Here is a 16,857-nt window from a genome sequence, read left to right as displayed (position 1 = left end):
GCTTTAGCCGCGAAAGGGCCGGCACAGGCCCTGCAAATCTATCGTTCATAAATCAGAACGCTAAAGCCAAATTCTGCTATCTACCGCCACAAAGGTGATGATTTTAATCTGTGCCCATCAACGCGAAACACCCCCGAATGCTGAAAAATTCATAACCCTCAGGAGCACAGACCATGAGCAAATTCACCTACAACCGCCTGAACAAAGACGATGCCGCTGTCCTGCTGGTCGACCACCAGGCTGGCCTGCTGTCCCTGGTCCGTGACATCGAGCCGGACAAGTTCAAGAACAACGTGCTGGCCCTGGCCGACCTGGCCAAGTTCTTCAACCTGCCGACCATCCTTACCACCAGCTTCGAACAAGGCCCCAACGGCCCGCTGGTACCAGAGCTGAAAGCCCTGTTCCCGGACGCCCCGTACATCGCCCGCCCAGGCCAGATCAACGCCTGGGACAACGAAGACTTCGTCAAGGCGGTGAAGGCCACTGGCAAGAAGCAGCTGATCATTGCCGGTGTAGTGACTGAGGTCTGTGTAGCGTTCCCGGCACTGTCGGCCCTGGAAGAAGAGTTCGAAGTGTTCGTGGTGACCGATGCTTCCGGCACCTTCAACGAAATGACCCGCGATGCTGCCCATGACCGCATGAGCCGCGCTGGCGCGCAAATGATGACCTGGTTCGGCGTGGCCTGTGAGTTGCACCGCGACTGGCGCAACGACATCGAAGGGCTGGCGGCGCTGTGCTCCAACCACATTCCGGATTATCGCAATCTGATTACCAGCTACAACGCGCTGACTGCGGGTAAGTAACAGCCCGTTAGTTGAATGCAAAAAGGCCGGCTTCCTCTGCAGGAAACCGGCCTTTTTGTTGCACTTTGTTCCAGCCGTTGACCTGTATGGAGGGCGTTGTTAGCGTTTCACCCGAGTGCGAAGCCAGTTGTCATTCAGCGGCAGTAACTGGATCAGGAACCCCACCGATGGCTGAATCATCAGTGTAGGGTGAGACCTCCACACCCCGGCTTGAGGGTGTGTATATGAATATCAAGCATCAGATGGGGCCACTGGAAACAGTGGCCCTTTTCCGTGACTGGTACTGACATTCCCTTCAACACACCCCCTGTGGGAGCGGGTTCACCCGCGAAGAGGCCAGCAAAGACAACATCAATTCATGGGCTGCGACTCAATCCCATCCAGCAATGCCTCAACCAATCCTTCTGCCATTTCGAGCGCATTCAGGTTGCTCCAGAACAGGCTCTTGCCGGTTTCATCCAGGTGTTCCAGGGCTTTGTAGCCACAGTCGTAGGCGCCGCGCAGGTACTGGGCGACATGCACCAGGGCGTCGTGGGCAGAGACGCCCGGGTTTACTGTGAACAAAGGTGGATGGCCGGCATCGCAGCGGCTGAAAGCGCGCTCTTTGGTGTCGGGAAGAGGTGGATTGGGGACAATTTTTTTCATAGCCAAACTCCGATAGAGGTTGGCCGGCACCATCCGTTTCCACGCGAAGGGTGGCGGCTGCACGCGGGGTGGAAAGCCAGGCTATCGGAACCCCGGCAGGCCATTCGGCCTCCCGCGCGCAGCTGCCATGACAACAGCTATTCCGATTTACCTGCCGGGTTTCCACACCCGATCGCTGAACCGACAGCGACCCGGCAAGCCTAGAGAGCAGGCTTTCCCCGGACAATCAGACGGGCTTCGACAAGGTGCGTAGGATAATTCGTCAGATGGTGTGGCTGAGTAGGAAATGGCTCGCAACGAAGTAGGATGCTGCTGATATTTTTGTGCACTGGGTCCGCTGCGCGGCCCTTCGCGGGCACGCCCGCTCCCACAGGAACAGCGCAAGCCTGGCAAGCGGTGCAGTACGTGTGGGAGCGGGCGTGCCCGCGAAGGGCCGCGCAGCGGACCCAGACAATCTCAAGCCAAAAATACAAAAGAGGGCCTGAGCCCTCTTCCTGAATCGATGCGCCAACCCTCAATCCGCATCCGAATCAAACAACCGCTCCAACTCCGCCCGGGCCTCCTTGGCCGTCTGCATCACCTTGGCCCGGTCATCACGCACCTGCCCCTGGGCCACCAGCACCTCTTCGTCATGCTGGGTAAACCGCGCAATCCGGTCCGCCGCCTGCGCCTCGCTCAACCCCAACCCCACCAATGCCCGGCGGGTCATCTCCAGGCTGGAGTAGAACGTCTCGCGAATCGGCTCGGCGCCGACATCCGCCAACTTGTGCACATGCTGGCGGTTACGTGCGCGGGCCAGCACTTTCAGGTGTGGGTACAGGCGTTTCACCCGTTCCGCGGTGTGAATGGCAGCTTCCGGGTCATCGATGGTGATGATGAAGTACTCCGCCTCGCCCACCTTGGCCGCATGCAGCACTTCCGGGCGCAGCGGGTCGCCGTAGAACACGGGGACCTGTTCGAACATACGGGTCATCTCGATGGTGTCCACCGAGGTTTCCAGGGCAATGAACGGAATCTTCTGTGCCCGCAGGATGCGTGCGACGATCTGGCCCATGCGGCCCATGCCGACGATCACCACCCGAGGCGTGTCAGTCTGGATCTGCTTGTAATGCTCCGGCACTTCACGCACCGGTTGCGGGCGCTTGAGGGCGTGGGCGCAGCCCATCATCAGCAGCGGGGTAATGGCCATCGACAGGGTGATGGTCATCAGCAGCAGGTCGTAGGTCTGGGTGTCGAACAGGCCCTGGTCCTTGCCCAGCTTGAACACCACGAAGGCGAATTCGCCACCGGCAGCCAGCACCATGCCCAGGCGCAGTGCGCTGGCACTGTTCAAGCCACCGGCCAGGCGCCCGACGCCGATCAGCAGTACCAGCTTCACGGCCACCAGCAGCAGGGTCAGGCCCAGCAGCACCAAAGGCATTTCCAGCAGCAGGCGCAGGTTGGCGCCCATGCCGACGCTGATGAAGAACAGCCCCAGCAGCAGGCCCTTGAACGGTTCGATCTGCGATTCCAGCTCGTGGCGGTATTCCGAGTCGGCCAGCAGCAGGCCGGCGAGGAACGCACCCAGGGCCATGGATATACCGGCTTCTTCCATCAACCAGGCGGTGCCAATCACCACCAGCAGTGCGGTGGCGGTGGACACTTCCGGCAAGCCGGTGCGGGCCACGGTGCGGAACACCGGGCGCAGCAGATAGCGGCCACCGACGATGACCACGGCAATGCTGGCGAACACCTTCAGGCCATGCTCCAGGCTGTCGCCGTGGCTGGTGTCCGGGCCACTGGCGGCCAGCAGCGGCACCAGGGCGATCAGCGGGATGGCGGCGATGTCCTGGAGCAGCAGGATGGCGAACGCCAGGCGGCCATGCGGGGCGTTCAGCTGCTTGCTCTCGGCCAGGCTCTGCAGGCCAAGGGCAGTGGACGACAGCGCCAGGCCCAGACCGAGCACGATGGCCGCCGGTAGTGTCTGGCTGAAGCCGAACAGGGCGATGGCGCCGATCAGCGCACCGGTCAGCAGCACCTGGGCGGTGCCGACGCCGAACACGGACTTGCGCATCAGCCACAGCCGCTTGGGCGACAGCTCCAGGCCAATGATGAACAGCAGCAGGACCACGCCCAGCTCGGAAATGTGCGCCACGCTTTCGGTGTCGCGGATCAGGCCCAGCGCCTGCGGGCCGATGATCACACCGGCAAGCAGGTAGCCGAGCACGGCCCCCAGTTGCAGGCGCTTGGCCAGGGGGACGGCGAGGACGGCGGCAAGCAGGAAGATCACCGCGGTTTGCAGAAGGCTGCCTTCGTGTGGCATGGGCTCGTACTCCATGAGCTGCCGGGGCAGCGTCAGATCAGTTTGGCGGACAATTCTGGTGAATGTGGGGGGGGCCAGACAATCTGCTGCGAGGAAGACACATTGTCCTGAATCAGGTGACAGTCGTGCTGGCTCTTCGCGGGTGAACCCGCTCCCACAGGTACAGCGGTGTCTTCAAGCCTGCCCAACACCTGTGGGAGCGGGTTCACCCGCGAAGAGGCCGGCACAGGAAATCTGCATACTCAACTGCCACCAAACTGCGCCCGATACTGCGCCGGCGTCATGCCAATCCGCTCGCAGAACACTTTTCTCATGTGCCGGTCACTGCCAAACCCGCACTGCGCCGCCACCACCTTCAACGGAAGGTCGCTGCCTTCCAGCAGCTTGCGCGCCCTGTCGATCCGCGCATTCTGCACGTACTGCAGCGGCGTGATCCCCACCTCGCGCTGAAAGGTACGGGCAAAGTTGCGCCCGCTCATGGCCACCAGGTCGGCCATCTTCTGCACGGTGAAGGCTTGCTCGATATGGTCGACGATATACGCCTGCACCCGGGCAATCGGCGAATCATCCCGCGGTATAGCCGCCAGCAGTGGCCCGTAAGGTGTTTGCCCGCCCTGGCGATGGCGGGCGACCAGCAGCACCTTGGCCACTTCCAGGGCCAGCGCCTTGCCGTGATCCTCGGCCACCACCGCCAGTGCCAGGTCGATGCCAGCGGTGATGCCGCCCGAGGTAATCAGGCAGCGATCGATCACGTAGATCTGCTCGGTCTCGACCTTGGCCTCGGGGAACGCCTGTGTCAGGCGTTCCAGGTAGTTCCAGTGGGTGGTGCAGCGATAGCCATCCAGCAGCCCGGCCCTGCCCAGCAGGAATACCCCGGTGCAGATGGCGCCGAAGCGTCTGGCCCGGCGCACGGCCTGGGGCAGCCAGCGCTCGATGCCTGGCAGGGCGATGTCATAGGCCCCTGGGCCGCCTGGCACCAGCAACAGGTCGACGGCCTCCGGCAAGTCCTCCAGGCGCAGGTCGGCTACCACTTTCAGTCCGCATGAGCCGCGCACCGCCGTTTGCCCCTCGGCCAAGGTCAGCAACCGGTATTGCCGCTCGGCAGGCAAGAACCGGTTGGCGATGGCGAAGGCATCCATGGGGCCGGTGACATCCAGCAACAGCACATCATTGAACAGCACCATGGCCACGGTGCGGTGGGCGGATTTTTCCTGCATGGCTCTTTTGCCTTGAATGCCGGCCGCCATTAGCGGCCTGAAGCTGAATACGAAACGCATCTTAAGGTATCGGCAAAACGGCCAGGGCCAGCAGTGCACAATTAACAACTATTCAGTTTTGGCTCAGGACTTTGTCATGTGCCGGGGGCGAGACTTTCTGCATTGAACAGGAGAGTCGCCATGCACCCCGGGAAGCCCCAAGCGCCGCAGCAAACCGTCGGCGCACTGACGCCTGCGCGGTTGCGCCGGGCCAAGGAACTGATGCTGCACAGCTCGTTGTCAATCATCGAAATCGCCGGGGTATGCAACCTCACCCGTAGTCACTTCTCCCGTGCGTTCAAGGTCAACACTGGCCTATCGCCCCAGGCCTGGCGCCTGCTGGCGCGCATGGAAAAGGCCAAGCGCCTGCTTGCCACCGAGGCGCCGATCACCCACGTGAGCCTGGAATGCGGCTTCTGCGATCAGGCCCATTTCACCCGTGCCTTCAGCCGCCTGGTCGGCCAGCCGCCCAAGGCCTGGCGTCAGGCGCAGGTCCACCCTTAAGCCGAACCTATCCGCCGGTATAGCCCCTTGTAGACAGTGCCGGCCCGTTTTCCCAACCCAAGGAGTCACCCCGATGAGCCAACCCGATTACAAGCGCCTGAACAAAGACGACGCAGTGGTGCTGCTGGTCGACCACCAGACCGGCCTGATCTCGCTGGTGCAGGACTTCTCGCCCAACGAGTTCAAGAACAACGTGCTGGCCCTGGGCGATCTGGCCAAGTTCTTCGGCCTGCCGACCATCCTCACCACCAGCTTCGAGCAAGGCCCGAACGGCCCGCTGGTGCCCGAGCTGAAAGAGATGTTCCCGGATGCGCCCTACATTGCCCGCCCTGGCCAGATCAACGCCTGGGACAACGAAGACTTCGTCAAGGCGATCAAGGCCACTGGCCGCAAGCAGCTGATCATCGCCGGCGTGGTGACCGATGTGTGCGTGGCGTTCCCGACCCTGTCGGCGCTGGCAGAAGGTTTTGAAGTGTTCGTGGTGACCGATGCTTCGGGCACCTTCAACGAAACCGTGCAGCAGGCGGCCTGGGTGCGCATGACCCAGGCGGGTGCACAGATGATGAACTGGTTCTCGGTGGCCTGTGAGCTGCACCGCGACTGGCGCAACGACATCGAAGGGCTGGGTAACCTGCTGTCGCAGCGCATTCCCAACTACCGCAACCTGATGAACAGCTATGCGGCCTTGAGCGCCCGTTGATGTGAACCTGTACCGGCCTCTTCGCGGGCACGCCCGCTCCCACAGGAACCGTGCAGTTTTCAGGCTGTGCACTCTCCCTGTGGGAGCGGGTTCACCCGCGAAAGGGCCGGTACAGGCTCAGGAAGGATTCACAGGCAGCGTAAAGCGAATCCGGCACCCGCCCAGCTCCGACACCAGCGCCTGCAACTCCCCTCCATGGGCCTGCACCACCGAGCTGCAGATTGCCAAACCCATCCCCATGCCGCCGATCTTGGTGGTATGAAACGCATCGAACACCCGCTCACGCTCATCCGCAGCTATCCCCGGCCCGTTGTCGTCCACGCAGACCTCCACATCATCCCCGACCACCGCCAACGCAATGCGCAGCACCCCATCGCTGCGATACCCCGCCAGCGCCTCCAGGCCATTGGTAATCAGGTTGAACACCAACTGCTGCAACTGCACCGGGTCGGCCATCACGCTCACCCCTGCCTGCAACCGCGTCTGCACGTCCACCGTGCCCTTGGCGGCATCGGCCGAGGTCAGGCGCACCACTTCGCGGACCAGTTCGTCCAGCTTCACCGCCTTGAGTTGCATTGGTGACTGCTTGGCCAGTGAGCGCAGCGCACGCACGATGTTGGCGGCCCGTTCGCTGTCGTTGCGGATGTCCTCCAGACCGGCAATCGCCTCTTCCAGGTCGGGCTTGGCGCGCTTCAGCCAGCGCAGGCTGGCAGCGGCGTTGGAAGCGATGCCCAGCAGCGGCTGGCTGATCTCGTGTGCGATGGACGCCGACAGCTCGTTCATCACCTGCAGTTGCGCGGCGCGCGCCAACTCCGCGCGGGAGCGGCGCAACTCGGCCTCCATCTGGGCGCGGGTCTGGTTGTCTTCGGCCAGGCGCGTGTAGAACTTGGCAGTCTGCAGCGACACTGCCGCCTGCGAGGCGAGAATTTCCAGCATGGCCAGGCGCTGGCCACCGAACAGGTTCGGCACCAGGCGGTTTTCCAGGTACACCAGGCCGATCAGCACGCCCTGGATCACCAGCGGCAGGCATAGCACCGAACGGGCGTTGCGCGCCTGCAGCTGCTCGCGGAAGGCCTCGGGGCAATCGCGCTGGGCATCATTGAGCACCAGCGGCTTCTTGGTGCGCATGGTGGCGTTGACGATCGACAGCGGCGCCTGGGTCATGAACTTCTGGCAGTCGTCCATGCTTACGTGCAGCCCGCCGTCGTCGATGTGGGCGAGGGCAGCCATCTGGAATTCGGCGCCGCTGACGATCAACAGCGCACCATGATCGGCGCCGGAGTGCTGGGTCAGGTGGCCCATCAGGGTTTCGATCAGGCCTTCAAGCAGCACTTCCTCGGACAGTGCCCGTGCTGCTTCGATGCCGACTTCCAGGTCGAGCTTGGCCTGGTGGGTGGCGCGGTAGGTTTCCTGGATCGGCTGGGTGCGCAGGAACGGGTGCAAAGCTTCCAGCTGGTGCACCTTGCCGGTCGCGCCCCAGATATGGAAACAGTCACGGGCAATACGCAGGTGCAGGTTGGCGCCGGAGATCAGGCCGCTGGGGATGCACACCTCGGCCAGCTGTTCGTGGGCCAGCGCCTGCTCGTGGATGAAACCGGCGGCGGTGGCGGCGATCTGTGCCTGGTCGAAGCAGCGGATGGCGGCCAGGCCGTCGCCCTCGAGCTTGGCGATCACGCCTTCGATCAGCAACAGCTTGTTGCGGAAGGTGGCCGGGTTGAAGCTGGCCCAGCGGTCGAAGCGCTCGCGCAGGGCCTGCAGCTCGCGCAGCTTGTCGGCCAGGCTGCCAGCGGCCTCGGGGCTGCCCAGGGCCAGGCCGCGGAACAGGTGATAGTCGGCCAGGTTGATGTGCGCCGGTGCCGCCCAGGTGTTGTCTCCGGCCAGTGCCAGGTTGCGCATGGCCTGCGGGATATTGCCCAGATAGAAGGCGCTCATGCCGGCCAGCAGGTACTGGAAGAACCGCGTGGTGGGCGATTTCGAGACTGCGCCCGCGGCCGGGCAGGGCGTGCCGCTCAAGTTGGCGATGAATGCTTGCTGGGCCTGCAGGATCTGCTCGATATCGCGGTAGCCATGGCGGCGTACGGTGGCCAGGCCTTGCGCCACTTCCTCGACCACGTCCGGCAGGCAGCGGCCCATGAACAGCGAGTCGGAAACCAGGTGGTTGCAGGCATAGCAGCTCATCGCCAGGTCGCCGCTCAGGCGCACCGAGTCGACCGCGTCCAGCGCGGTGCGGCGGGCGAACTCCATGGGCGAGGTCCAGGCGCTGACCTGGTCCAGGGCCAGTAGCGCGCTGGTCAGGTCGGCCTCGAAACCGTGCCGCTCGATCAGCTTGAGCGCGGCCAGGCAACAGGCATGGCCGTCATGGTAGGCGCCGAAATGCTCGGCAATCATCACCCCGTACCAGGCCATGCCGTAGGTGCTGCCCGGGGCAACGCCGTGCAGCAGCGACAGCTCCATGAGCTTGGCCAGGTGCAGGAAGCAGATGTCGTCCTTTACGAAAAACGATGACGACAGGGTGGCCAGCAGGCTGATCGCAACCGTCACTTCCTCCGAATCGGTGCACGGCAGCGACTCCAGGCAGTGCCGGCCTTTCTGTTCGACCAGCGCCTGTACCCGGGCATGACTGGCTTCGATCTGTTGCCAGTCGCCCCCCCGCACCGGGCTTGTACCCAGCAAGTCCAGGCCGGAGAGGGCGCTGTCGATGGCCGCCTGATAGTCGCCGCGCAAGGTGTACAGCAGAGCCTGCAGCCGGCACACCCGCGCCTGGTCCAGCGCCGAGCGTGCGCGCTGGCGGCATTCAGTGATGCGGGCCTCGGCCGCGATCATTCGCGACAGTTGCATGTCGCACTCCGTCGCCATGCAGGCGATGGCAAAGCCATGCGTGGCGCGGCTTTCCAACGTGGCGCCGTGGTGCAGCAACTGCTCGGCCGTATGCAGGTAGCCAGCGGCCTGCTCGAAGGCGCCGTCGTCGCGGGCGCGTGATGCTGCTTCGCGTAAAAGCTGCAGGAACGCTTCGCAGTCGTCCGCTGCAAACCCGTATGGGCTGGCGCGTTGCAGCTGGTTGGCGAGCTCGAACAGCACCTCGTGCAAGTCATCTTGCCAGGCGTGGCGCATGGACAGGGCAATATGTGCATGCAGCGAGGCACGCTCGTGCTCGGGCGTGAGAGCGTACGCGGCCTCCATCACCCGCTCGTGGGCGAAGCCCAGGCCGTTCTGGCCCGGTTGCAGGAAACCCGCGCCAATCAGGGCTTTCAACGGTTCGCCGGGCACTTTGGCGAGGACTTGGTGAAGCAGGCGTTCATCGCAACGGCTGCCCGCAGCGCCAGCCACCCGCAGCAGGTTGCGCTGCGGTGCCGGCAGGCGCGCCAGGCGGTGGATCAGCAGGTCGGCGACATTGTCGGAATAGCGATGGCGGGCCACGGCCTGCAGGCACCATGACCAGCGCATGGCCTGGGTGTCGAAGGTGAACAGCTGGTCCTCGACCATGGCCCGGAGGATCTGATTGATGAAGAACGGGTTGCCCGCCGTCTTGCCGTGCACCAGTTCGGCCACCTGAAATGCGTCCTCGGGGCCGACGTGGTAGCGCTCGCCGATCAGCTCGGTTACCGCCCCAACGCCCAGGGGCTGCAGGTTCAGTGTGGTGCTGCGCACCGTTGCTGGTAGGGCAAGGGGTGTACTGCCGGCTGGCGCATCATTGCGCCGGGCGAAGATCAGCAACAGGTTGCCGGGTGCGTGAGCGAGCAGTTGCGCCAGCAGCTGCTGGCTGGCGTCGTCGGCCCACTGCAGGTCATCGAAGAACAGCACCAGCGGCTGGCCGGGGCGGCTGAACACCTGCAGGAATTCGACGATCGCGCGCTGCTCCTTCTGCAGTGCCAGGCGCGTGGGCTTGGCCGGCAGATCGGGCAGGGGGCCGAGGATCAGGTGCAGGTCTGGCGCCAGCTTGCCGAGCAGTCGGCCATGGCCTTTGATGCGGCGCAGGATCTCGCGGCGCAGGGTGTCGAGGTCCTGGCTGTTCTTGGCCAGCAACTGGGTGGTCAGCGCGCCGAGAATTTCGACCCAGGGCGCGTAGGACACGGACTGGGCAACGCTGTTGCACTTGCCGATGGCCCAGTAGCCTTTGGCGTTGGCCTTGAGAGCTGCCTCGACCAGGCTCGACTTGCCCATGCCGGCGGCGCCGTTGATGAACAGGGCATGTGGATTGCTGTCGCGGCGCAGGGCCTTGAGCAGCATGGCAATGGCTTTCTGTTCGGCGCAGCGGCCATACAGGCGTGCACGGCTGGGCGTGACCGGGTCGGCACAGCCTGGTTCGAAGGCCTCCATGGTCTTGCTGGCATCCCACTGCCGCTGGCAGTGGGCCAGGTCCACCGCCAGGGCGCGGGCACTCTGGTAGCGGGCGTCCGGCTCTTTGGCCAAGGCCTTGGCCAGGATCCGGCTGAGGGGTTGCGGCACATTGCTGTCCACTTCGCAGGCCGCTCGCGGCTGCACGCCGGCATGCAGCTGGCGCCAGTGCTGGGTGTCGCGCCCGGCCAGCGGCAGTTCGCCCAGCAGTAGCTGGTAGAGGATCGCGCCCAGGGCATAGATGTCGCTGCGTCGGTCGCTGCTGCTGCCGTGCGGGCAGACCTGTTCCGGCGCCAGGTACGCCCAGTTGCCGAGCGGGGTGCCCTGTTCGCTGATCAGCTCCGCCGGGTCGGCGCGAAAGCAGCCCAGCCGCACTCGCTGATTGGCGTGCAGACACACATGCTCGGGCTGCAGCGCGCCGTGCAGTACATTGCGTTCGTGCGCCTGGGCCAAGGCATTGGCCGCGTTCACCGCGATCTCGAGAAACGGCGCCAGGGCCGTCGGGCCTTCAGCGATCAGGTCAGCGAGGGAGCGGTCGGCCGGGTACACCAGCAGCGGGCCTTCGGCCGAACGTACGAGCGCCGAGGGGATCACCGCCCACTGCGGGTCCAGTTGCAGGCGGTAGTCACGCTCCAGGCGCTGGCAGGCGGCTGGGGCCTCGCGCGGGGCGCGTACGGCTATCCAGGCCTGGTGGGTGGCAGGGTCTTGAAGACGGAAGTAGCTGAGCTCACCTTCCTGGCCGAGCGCGCTGATATCGCACCGGTTCAGCCAGCCCTCATCCACCGACTGGTCGTAATCGATGGGCCTGTGGGCAAGGCGTTCATCGAGCATAAAGCACCCCCTGCTAGCGACATCATGAAGCGCGAGTATACGCAGCCGGCCCAGTACGGATGCGGGCTGCAGCCGGCCTGGCAGGAACGGGCACGCTGTTGTCCGTTATCGTCCCCTGGGGGCTGGCGGGCTTTTGTATAGTCCTCAAGCCAACCTATCCCTCGGGATAATTGTCTGAATGCGTACGCAGGCCTAGGCTGGCGGGGCTGCGAATACGCCTGTGCCCGCGCGAGGAAGCCATGATCCGAATCGGTAATGCCCAGGTGTCGCTGGAGCGGCGCGAAGCCTTTGTTGACGGCAAACCGGTCCTGTTGGGCGGGCGTGCCTTCGAGGTGCTGGCCACGCTGATCAGGGCCAATGGCCGGGTGGTCGGCAAGGAGGAATTCTTCAGCCAGGTATGGGCCGGCACGGTGGTCGAGGACAACAACTTGCAGGTGCAGGTGTCTTTGCTGCGCAAGGCCTTTGGCGACCGCGGCCTGATCCAGACCGTGCCGCGCCGGGGCTACCGCCTGGCCGCCGAGATCAGCCTCGAAGTACCTGGCAAGGCGCTGGACAAGTCGCCGTTGTGCGCTGTGGCCGACACTGTCGAGCTGTTCGATGAGCGCTTGAACGTGCCGGTGCTGGTGGTGGATGACGACCCGTCGGTGCGCACGGCGTTGGGCCGTCTGCTGCGCTCGCAGGACATCCCGCATCATTTGTTCGCCAGTGCCGAGGCACTGTTCGAGGCCCGCCTGGAAACCCCCTATGCCTGCCTGTTGCTGGACATGCACCTGCCCGATACCAGCGGCCTGGAGGTGCAGGACGCGCTGCGCCGGCTGGCGCTGCCCTGGCCGATCGTGTTCATGACCGGCTTCGGTACCATCCCGATGACCGTCCAGGCCATGCGCGCCGGGGCCGTGGAGTTCCTGACCAAGCCGTTCGACGAAGACCAGCTGCTGACACTGTTGCAGGCGGTGCGCGCACGTGCCGTGGCCGAGGGGCGCAAGTGGCGCCATGCGCGGCAGGTCGAGGAAAAATACCAGCGCCTGACCCAGCGCGAGCGCCAGGTGTTCTCGTTGGTGGTCGGCGGCCTGTCGCACAAGCAGATCGCCAGGCAGATCGGCACCAGCGAGGTGACGACCAAGGTGCACAAGAAGAACATCATGAACAAGATGCAGTCCCGTTCACTGCTGGAGCTGGTGGCCATGCACAACGTCATCGGGTTGCAGCCTGAGGGCCTGGGCGGCGCATGAGCAGAGCGGTGTGCATCGTCGACGACGATGCGTCGGTGCGCAAAAGCCTGGCCAACCTGCTGCGTTCGGCAGGGCTCGAGACTTTGTCGTTCGCTGCGGGGGACCTGTTCCTGGCCTCGGCATTGGCACGGCAGGCGGGGTGTGTGCTGCTCGATCTGAAGATGCCTGGGATGAGCGGGCTGGCGGTGCAACGCGAGCTGGCCCGGCTGGGGTGGGGTTTGCCGGTGATCTGCATGTCGGCGCATTGGGATGAAGGGGCGGTGCGGGCGGCGATGGCGCTTGGGGCACTGGTGTGCCTGGGCAAGCCATTTTCCGAAGAGGTGCTGCTGAAGGTGGTTGAGGATGCTTTGGTGGGCAGCCAGTGAAGCCTGTAGCGGCCCTTTCGCGGGTGAACCCGCTCCCACATGTACTGCGCTGGTCTCAAGAACTGTGCAGTACCTGTGGGAGCGGGCAAGCCCGCGAAGAGGCCGATAGCTTCAACCGCCATCTCAGCACACTTGCGCAATCAATATGCTTGTAGCGAGGTAATGCTCGCCGCAATCTAACTGCTCCCTGGCCGGTACTGCAGCGCCTCGGCAAGATGCGCCCGGCCAATTGCCTGGCTACCCTCCAGATCCGCCAGCGTTCGCGCCACCTTCAGCAACCGGTGTGCCGCGCGCAACGACAGGGACAGCCGCTCACAGGCCCCCTCCAGCCAAGCCTGGTCCGCCGCCGCCAACCCACAATGGCGGCGCAATCCCTCAAGGTCGAGAAACGCATTCGCACACCCCTGCCGCCGCTGTTGCACTTCGCGCGCTTCGGCCACCTTGGCCGCGACATCGGCACTGGTCTCGCCGCAGGGCTGGTTGTTCAGCGTGGTGCTCTCCCGGGCCACGGTCAGGTGCAGGTCGATACGGTCCAGCAGCGGCCCGGACAGCTTGTTGCGATACCGCGCGATCTGCTCGGTGCTGCAGCGGCAGCGGCCGGTAGGGTCGCCCAGGTAGCCACAAGGGCAGGGGTTCATTGCCGCCACCAGTTGGAAACGTGCGGGGAAACGCACCTTGTCGCGGGCCCGGGCAATCACGATCTCGCCCGACTCGAACGGAGGGGGGTATACTCACATAAAAGGAGATACTGATGCCTAAGGCTTACGCGTATGTGAGGTATTCATCAACTATCCAGGAGACCGGCGATTCGGTTGATCGGCAGGTCAGTCCGCTCGAAAGCTTCGCAAAGGAGTCTGGAATCCCAGTAGTCGAAGTTCTTATTGATGAAGGGGTGTCCTCGTTTCGCGGTGATAATGCAAAAAAGGGAAAATTGAAAAGCCTGCTTGACCGCATAGAGTCAGGAGAGATAGAGGCAGGCGATTATGTGGTAGTCGAGTCCATTGATCGTATTACTCGTCAACGTCTAATCAATGGGGTCGATTTACTACAATCTATTCTAAGACGTGGCGTAAGAATATTCACAACGGCGGACAGGCAGACTTATTCTTATGATGATCCTGCCGAGGATTTTCGAACGTTGATGAAAATTGGACTTATCGCTGAAAGGGCAAATAACGAGTCGGCTGAGAAGTCAAGGAGAAGACGGTCGGCATGGAAAAAAGCAAAGAGAGAAGCAGTATCCGGCAGTAAGAAATTTAATGCTGCTCGTCCTCCTTACGGTATTCGATACGATAAGGACGCTGAGGCTTTCGTCGTTGTGGAAGAAGAAGCAGCTGAGATCAGGAAAATTTTTGAGCTGTTAAAAGTGATGGGGGTTTCCAACGCCATCAAAGAGGTTAATAAGGATTCCAAACGAAAGTGGACGCCTAAGGCAGTTTCACTAATGATACAGTCCAAATATCCAATTGGCGTTCTCATGTCTCAGCGACGTGGCGAGAACTATGATAGAATTTTTGAAGAATATATAGATGGCTATTATCCAAATATAGTTTCGTATACTGAGTATCAATCTGCCCTTGCTGCGATTGCATCACGTAAGCGTAAAACAGAATACGGCAAGTCCACAGTTGGGCACGTCAATATTTTTCGGCATGTAGTCAAGTGCCGGAAATGTGGGGCCAGTTTGTTTTTTGAACGTCAGAGGGGTTCAAAAAACGAATTGTATGCATATTTGCACTGCTCAACCAAAAAAGAGTTGAAGGGTGGTTGTGAGCAGCGGATGCGTTTCGACCTTGCGTTCGGCATGTTGTTGAGCTTAGCAAAACTACTTACTGAGGCAGAGAATAAGCCTGTAGGCTTTAGAAGAATTCGTGACGACGCAAACGTGAATGCTTGGCTGAGAAAAAAGTATTCTAACCTAAAATCCGTGACTTCAGAGATCACGGTTATCAAGCGAGAGGTCCATGTCAGCGAAAAAGATCAACATGTACTTACAGAGATACGGAAACTAAGGAATGGATTCTCAAAATTTCTTACCGCTTCTCCTCTCTCGGAAAGTCGGTTAAGAAAAAGTCTGCGGGAAGAGACCGAGAAACTAGCTAAACTCAAAACTACATATGCAAATTATGATGAAAGCTTAAGTCAGTATGATGGTGCTATTCCGAAAGTATTGATTCGAAAGCTTGCTGACCTAGAGCTTGATATAGCTACTCAAGTTCAAGTCGTAGATGAACTTGGTGCGCAGGTCGACTCGGCGAATATCGATGTCAAAATAGCAGATGTTAATGATCTAATTGAAAAGTTCTCTACCGAGCCTGGAAGATTAGAACTCAATAGTTTTTTCAAGTCACAGGCTATCAACTTTTACTTTGAGTTTGATCCGGACTCTCGTATCGTTACTATGGATGTCAAGCAGGGGGGAACGCTTTTAACAAATCTCGCGCGACCTTTTGCTCTCCATAGACCGCTGCGTGATTTTGGTATTTCAAGATTGGCGGACCTATACGAATAAGCGAAAGGTTCAATTTCCCGGTTTAGACCGAATTGAGACACCCCTAGATTTCCTCATCCCCCTCCATCTAGGGGGCCTCCCTCTTAATTCTGTAGACTGTCGCAACCCCGCAGTCGGCAAGCTTAGCTACTTCCTGCATGCTAAGGTCTGGGTTGCGACTAATTATAGATTTCACACGATCCCATAACTCTTTGTTCTTTTGCTTTCCTCTGGGAGACCATGTCGGGTCATTGATGCGTTTGTTAATCAAGCCTTCGCGGATACGTTCCACACGTTTCTGTTGATCGAGGCGAGCCATCGTCGCCATCAAATCAATCAACATACTGTTGATAACCTGCATGACTTCCCCAGTGATTCCTTGACCAAACATTTCATGGCTAGTCGGTAAATCAGCTATTACCAAACGCAGTCCTTTTAACTTAATCGTATGCTTGAGTTTCTCCCAGTCGTTAATGGATAGCCGGCTGAGTCTATCCACTGATTCTACTAGGAGTATGTCGCTTTGCTTGGCACATTCCAGAAGTCGGTTTAATTCAGGTCGCTCTAGCTGAGTGCCGGAGATATTTTCAGAATATACCGCAACGACAGACAAGTTTTTTTGTCTTGCGAATTCAAGCAGCGAGTTTTTTGCTCGGTTCGCATCCTGATCGCGGGTACTGGCACGTAAGTACAAGTGAGTACTCAAGGTTCTATCCTTTATCATGCTTGTCTATAGACTAATGATAATCCTATCATATGGCTATCATCAAGTGATTTTTGATAGTCTTTGAGAGCATTTCTTCGCCAATCGTTTAGTTAGAGATAAACGATCGATTCAGGAACGCAGCTTCTCTATGGACTCGACGATGGAAACACTTCCAGCGTCTAGGGCATGTAAAGCCATCAAGACATTTTCATGGGTATTCACGCTGCCACGCTGTGCTACCCAGCTTGACACCTCTTCTATTGCTGCCCGTAGCGCCGTTTGGTTAAGCAGAAGCTGTTCAAGTGCATTCGCCACGATTTCATCATTCTGCATGGTCAATTCTTTTCCCTGAGAGAGTGGCTATAGCTTCGTCCAGCTCACGCATAAATGCGACAAAATCGCAGCCGAACACCGTACATAGATCATGGATTTGAATGATGTCCAGTCTTCGAGAACCGCGTTCTACGTCACTCATAAAGGATTGTGGCCTCCCTAATGCAGCCGAGCACTCTGTTTGCGTTAGCCCTGCTGACGCGCGTTTCGTCTTTATGAGCGCCAGGAAAATCTCATACTCTCTACGATAGATCGCTTTAGTCATGCTGCTGGTCCATTGTCAAGGGGCAGCATGCAAGCTATATCTGCTTTTCGGATATCTGAAAATCAGATATTCTTCCTCTTGGCAGTAGC

Annotated in this window: 13 protein-coding genes and 1 pseudogene; 6 read left to right on the top strand and 8 right to left on the bottom strand. The window is 60.7% G+C overall.

Features of this window, described 5'->3' with window-relative positions; translation table 11 throughout:
- The first annotated feature begins 173 nt into the window (after positions 1–173).
- Positions 174–803 (top strand): isochorismate family cysteine hydrolase YcaC, encoded by a 630-nt coding sequence (gene ycaC / locus J5M71_RS23330; protein ID WP_013974760.1) that lies wholly within the window; start codon positions 174–176, stop codon positions 801–803.
- Positions 804–1,154: 351 nt separating this feature from the next.
- On the opposite strand, the gene J5M71_RS23325 is transcribed toward ycaC (J5M71_RS23330), so the two are convergent.
- From J5M71_RS23325 to J5M71_RS23315, 3 genes are all read right to left on the bottom strand, one after another.
- Entirely contained in the window at positions 1,155–1,448 is a 294-nt protein-coding gene (locus tag J5M71_RS23325) for a hypothetical protein (protein ID WP_015272306.1), read from the bottom strand.
- A gap of 514 nt (positions 1,449–1,962) precedes the next feature.
- Positions 1,963–3,750 (bottom strand): monovalent cation:proton antiporter-2 (CPA2) family protein, encoded by a 1,788-nt coding sequence (locus J5M71_RS23320; protein ID WP_207837540.1) that lies wholly within the window; start codon positions 3,748–3,750, stop codon positions 1,963–1,965.
- Between the two features lie 242 nt (positions 3,751–3,992).
- A complete protein-coding gene (locus J5M71_RS23315) occupies positions 3,993–4,967 on the bottom strand; it encodes a GlxA family transcriptional regulator (RefSeq protein ID WP_207837537.1) in 975 nt (324 codons plus the stop codon).
- Positions 4,968–5,147: 180 nt separating this feature from the next.
- Here J5M71_RS23315 and J5M71_RS23310 point away from each other — a divergent pair, with 180 nt between their 5' ends.
- Together J5M71_RS23310 and ycaC (J5M71_RS23305) are read left to right on the top strand one after the other, a co-directional pair.
- Positions 5,148–5,510 (top strand): AraC family transcriptional regulator, encoded by a 363-nt coding sequence (locus J5M71_RS23310; protein ID WP_207837534.1) that lies wholly within the window; start codon positions 5,148–5,150, stop codon positions 5,508–5,510.
- A 73-nt stretch (positions 5,511–5,583) separates the two neighbouring features.
- A complete protein-coding gene (gene ycaC, locus J5M71_RS23305) occupies positions 5,584–6,210 on the top strand; it encodes an isochorismate family cysteine hydrolase YcaC (protein WP_004375560.1) in 627 nt (208 codons plus the stop codon).
- Between the two features lie 117 nt (positions 6,211–6,327).
- On the opposite strand, the gene J5M71_RS23300 is transcribed toward ycaC (J5M71_RS23305), so the two are convergent.
- Positions 6,328–11,376: an ATP-binding sensor histidine kinase gene (locus tag J5M71_RS23300; protein ID WP_207837532.1), complete on the bottom strand. Its 5,049-nt coding sequence runs from the start codon at positions 11,374–11,376 to the stop codon at positions 6,328–6,330.
- A 239-nt stretch (positions 11,377–11,615) separates the two neighbouring features.
- Here J5M71_RS23300 and J5M71_RS23295 point away from each other — a divergent pair, with 239 nt between their 5' ends.
- Positions 11,616–12,608, top strand: coding sequence for a response regulator (locus J5M71_RS23295; protein WP_207837530.1), 993 nt, complete (start codon positions 11,616–11,618; stop codon positions 12,606–12,608).
- Positions 12,605–12,973, top strand: coding sequence for a response regulator (locus J5M71_RS23290; RefSeq protein WP_207837528.1), 369 nt, complete (start codon positions 12,605–12,607; stop codon positions 12,971–12,973). The genes J5M71_RS23295 and J5M71_RS23290 overlap by 4 nt, the downstream gene beginning before the upstream one ends.
- A 176-nt stretch (positions 12,974–13,149) precedes the next feature.
- Here the strand turns inward: J5M71_RS23290 and J5M71_RS23285 are convergent.
- Positions 13,150–13,686 (bottom strand): annotated as a pseudogene (locus J5M71_RS23285) (ATP-binding protein); the annotation flags it as partial.
- A gap of 38 nt (positions 13,687–13,724) precedes the next feature.
- Between J5M71_RS23285 and J5M71_RS23280 the strand changes: the two are divergent.
- Positions 13,725–15,485: a recombinase family protein gene (locus J5M71_RS23280; RefSeq protein ID WP_207837526.1), complete on the top strand. Its 1,761-nt coding sequence runs from the start codon at positions 13,725–13,727 to the stop codon at positions 15,483–15,485.
- 67 nt (positions 15,486–15,552) lie between these two features.
- Here the strand turns inward: J5M71_RS23280 and J5M71_RS23275 are convergent, their stop codons facing one another.
- The 3 genes from J5M71_RS23275 to J5M71_RS23265 all read right to left on the bottom strand — a co-directional run bounded on the left by J5M71_RS23275 (position 15,553) and on the right by J5M71_RS23265 (position 16,768).
- Positions 15,553–16,170: a recombinase family protein gene (locus tag J5M71_RS23275; RefSeq protein ID WP_207837524.1), complete on the bottom strand. Its 618-nt coding sequence runs from the start codon at positions 16,168–16,170 to the stop codon at positions 15,553–15,555.
- 129 nt (positions 16,171–16,299) lie between these two features.
- Complete coding sequence (locus J5M71_RS23270; protein ID WP_207837522.1) at positions 16,300–16,503, bottom strand: hypothetical protein; 204 nt, start codon at positions 16,501–16,503, stop codon at positions 16,300–16,302.
- Complete coding sequence (locus J5M71_RS23265; RefSeq protein ID WP_207837520.1) at positions 16,493–16,768, bottom strand: helix-turn-helix transcriptional regulator; 276 nt, start codon at positions 16,766–16,768, stop codon at positions 16,493–16,495. The genes J5M71_RS23270 and J5M71_RS23265 overlap by 11 nt, the downstream gene beginning before the upstream one ends.
- Between the last annotated feature and the right edge of the window lie 89 nt (positions 16,769–16,857).

The organism is Pseudomonas sp. 43(2021), assembly GCF_017490805.1.
Classification (GTDB): domain Bacteria; phylum Pseudomonadota; class Gammaproteobacteria; order Pseudomonadales; family Pseudomonadaceae; genus Aquipseudomonas.
This window is presented reverse-complemented; position numbering and strand designations above follow the sequence as displayed.